Source organism: Catenibacterium sp. AM22-6LB (assembly GCF_003435615.1).
Classification (GTDB): domain Bacteria; phylum Bacillota_I; class Bacilli_A; order Erysipelotrichales; family Coprobacillaceae; genus Catenibacterium; species Catenibacterium mitsuoka_A.
Genome location: NZ_QTUM01000098.1, coordinates 510 through 3,296, shown reverse-complemented (window position 1 = coordinate 3,296; position 2,787 = coordinate 510). Strand labels below are relative to the sequence as shown.

The following is a 2,787-nucleotide window of genomic DNA, read 5'->3' as shown; positions in this document are numbered from 1 at the left end:
CAGGGTCACGAAATAAATATCCTTTTTTTATCGTGTCCTTTTTACAGGGTCCATTTTATCTTAATAAGAACCTTTCTTAAAAGCAGCTATTGCAAGTGAACCTGGACCGATATGACAAGCAACACTTAATGATAAACGGTCAAAGATGACCTCTTTATCAGGAAATGCTTCTTTGATCTGTTCAAGATAATCTAAAGCAGCTTCTTTATCATAAGAATAAACACATGCTACTTCATAATCATCACCCCAGCCACGATCACTAATATCCTGTTTTACCTGGTCAATCATCATCTTACGAGCTTTTTTCATAGTACGTGAGGTACCGTATTTATCTAATTTTTCACCCTGAATAGTAAGAATAGGCTTAATCTTCAATAAACCCGCAAGCGTTGCAGCAGCAGGGGATAAACGCCCACCTTTCTTTAAATATTCAAGTGTATCTACAGTAACATAGATAGTGGCATTCATCTTATTGTTCATAAGATAATCATAAATCTCTTTTGCATTATATCCCTTATCTGCCATTGCAAGGGCATCTAGGACATCTGCTTTTTGTGTTACAGAGATTCTTTGAGAATCCACAACAAATACTTTTCCTTTATACTGATCTTCATCCGCCATCATCATTGCTGTCTGACAGCTTCCTGATAAGCCACTGCTCATAGGTATATGAATGATAGCGTCATGTGTCTTTAATATTTCATCCCACTTCTTTGCGATAATACCAATAGTAGGCTGTGAAGTGAATACTTCTGCACCACTCATTAGTTTTTCATAGAAATGTTCTTGTGTTAAATTGATATCTTCTTCAAATTCTTTCCCATCTATAGTAAAAGGCATAGGAATACAATAGATACCTAATTCTTTTGCTTCTTTTTGTGTAATGCCAGAGTTACTATCTGTCATGATTGCAATTTTCATACAAGGACCTCCTTCAGTCAAACTCAATTTTAACAATTTTGAGGAATAAATCAACATTTTCTTGACTAATCAAGGTAGACGAATTATTGTAAATGCACGTGAAAGGAGTTACAAAAATGATAAAAAAATACTTAGAAACACTTTATGGTATGGGAGAGAAAGCTCTTCAAGCCCTTATCATTATAGTTATTGGATATGTTGTATATAAGATTTTTGATAAGTTATTTACAAAATTTATAGAAAAGTCTTCCCAGGATGAAATTGTCTTAAACTTCTTTAAGACAATCATCAAGACAGTCTTTATTGTGATTATTGCGATTATGGCTTTATCACAGCTTGGTATTAATACAAGTTCTATTCTTGCTATCTTTACTGCAGCTTCTGCTGCTTTTGCACTTGCTATTAAAGACTCACTCGCAAGCTTCTTTGATGGTATTATCATCTTACTAGCAAAACCTTTTTCAAAAGGAGACTTAATTGAAGTTGTAGGTGTCACAGGAAGAATTCAGGAAATCTCTTTACTCTATACAAACCTACTTACTTTAGATAATAAGAAGATTGTCATTCCTAATTCACAATTAGCACACTCAACATTAGTGAACTATTCAAGTGAAGAAATACGTCGTGTAGATTTAAACTTTGATGTTATTATGGGTAGTGATACAGAATTAGTTAAGAAGGTTATTATGGAAGAAGCCTTATCTAATCCTTATTGTCTTAATGATATTCCGCCTTTTGTGAATATGACAGAATATAAGGATAGTGCATTAACCTTTACACTTAGAGTATGGGCAGCCACAGAAAACTATGAAACACTTAGATGTAGTTTACTTGAAAATATGAATAAGCGTTTCAACGAAGAAGGTATAGAACTTGCCTATACGACCTATGATATTCATCTAAGCAAATAAGTTGCGGAATATTCTTCAATCTGTTTAAATATAGGTGAGGTGAAGAATATGAAAATTGTAGATCAGAAAGGTTTTAATGAAGCATTAAACAATAAGTATGTATTAGTAGACTTCTATGCAGACTGGTGTGGCCCTTGTAAGATGGTTGGTCCAGTATTAGAAGAATTAGATGCTGAAAATGATCAGTTAACAGTTGTTAAAGTCAATGTAGACAATGAACTTGATTTAGCATCTAAATACGGTGTACAGTCAATTCCAAACATGATTTTCTTTAAAGAAGGTAAGGCTGTTACACAGATCATTGGTTTCGCAAATAAGGATGCAATCCTTGATAAAATCAACCCATTTATGGACTAAGAGGCACCTGATTGGTGTCTTTTTTATATGCCTGATTTTTCTTTTTATGATAATAAATTAAGCGTAAAAAATATTAAAATTAGTCAATTTGTGGAAAAGACAAATAACTAAAATAGATTCATGAAATGCACAAAGATTTATACTAATGAATATTGACATGTATACACAAAGAGTGTAAGATGTTTCTCATGATAGTTGGATGCTATCATACAGTTATATCCATTATGGAGGGGAAAATTATGAAAACAGTAAAGGTTTTAGTTGCTGCAAGTATGGCAGCAGCATTACTTGCTGGATGTGGAAGCAAAACTGATACAGATACTTTCAGATTTGCAAGTGAATTAGATATCCAGGGTATGGATTCTACAGTAGTTGATGATGGTATGTCATACAACGCAATCCACGCAATCACAGACGGCTTAACAGCAGTAAATGACAAAGGCAAGACAGTTCCAGCATTAGCTAAGAGCTGGGATGTAAGTGCTGATGGTAAGACTTACACTTTCCACTTAAAAGATGCTAAGTGGTCAAATGGTGATAAAGTCACTGCCAACGATTTCGTTTATTCTTGGAAGAGAATTATTAAGAATGCAGGTAA

The 2,787-nt window shown here is 33.8% G+C and carries 4 protein-coding genes; 3 read left to right on the top strand and 1 reads right to left on the bottom strand.

The features are described 5' to 3' along the window. Positions 1–60: 60 nt before the first annotated feature. Positions 61–921, bottom strand: a complete 861-nt coding sequence (locus DW269_RS12280) for a DegV family protein (RefSeq protein ID WP_117460285.1) — start codon at positions 919–921, stop codon at positions 61–63. Positions 922–1,037: 116 nt separating this feature from the next. Between DW269_RS12280 and DW269_RS12275 the strand changes: the two genes are divergently transcribed. The 3 genes from DW269_RS12275 to DW269_RS12265 form a co-directional block, all read left to right on the top strand. After that, on the top strand, positions 1,038–1,832 hold the full coding sequence (locus tag DW269_RS12275) for a mechanosensitive ion channel family protein (protein WP_158546374.1): 795 nt from the start codon (positions 1,038–1,040) through the stop codon (positions 1,830–1,832). 48 nt (positions 1,833–1,880) lie between these two features. Further along, positions 1,881–2,189 carry a thioredoxin gene (trxA, locus tag DW269_RS12270; RefSeq protein ID WP_117460281.1) on the top strand — a complete coding sequence of 103 codons (309 nt, stop codon included), beginning with the start codon at positions 1,881–1,883 and terminating at the stop codon, positions 2,187–2,189. 239 nt (positions 2,190–2,428) lie between these two features. After that, positions 2,429–2,787, top strand: a 359-nt coding sequence (locus DW269_RS12265) for an ABC transporter substrate-binding protein (RefSeq protein WP_233503298.1), incomplete at its 3' end; no start/stop codon positions are given.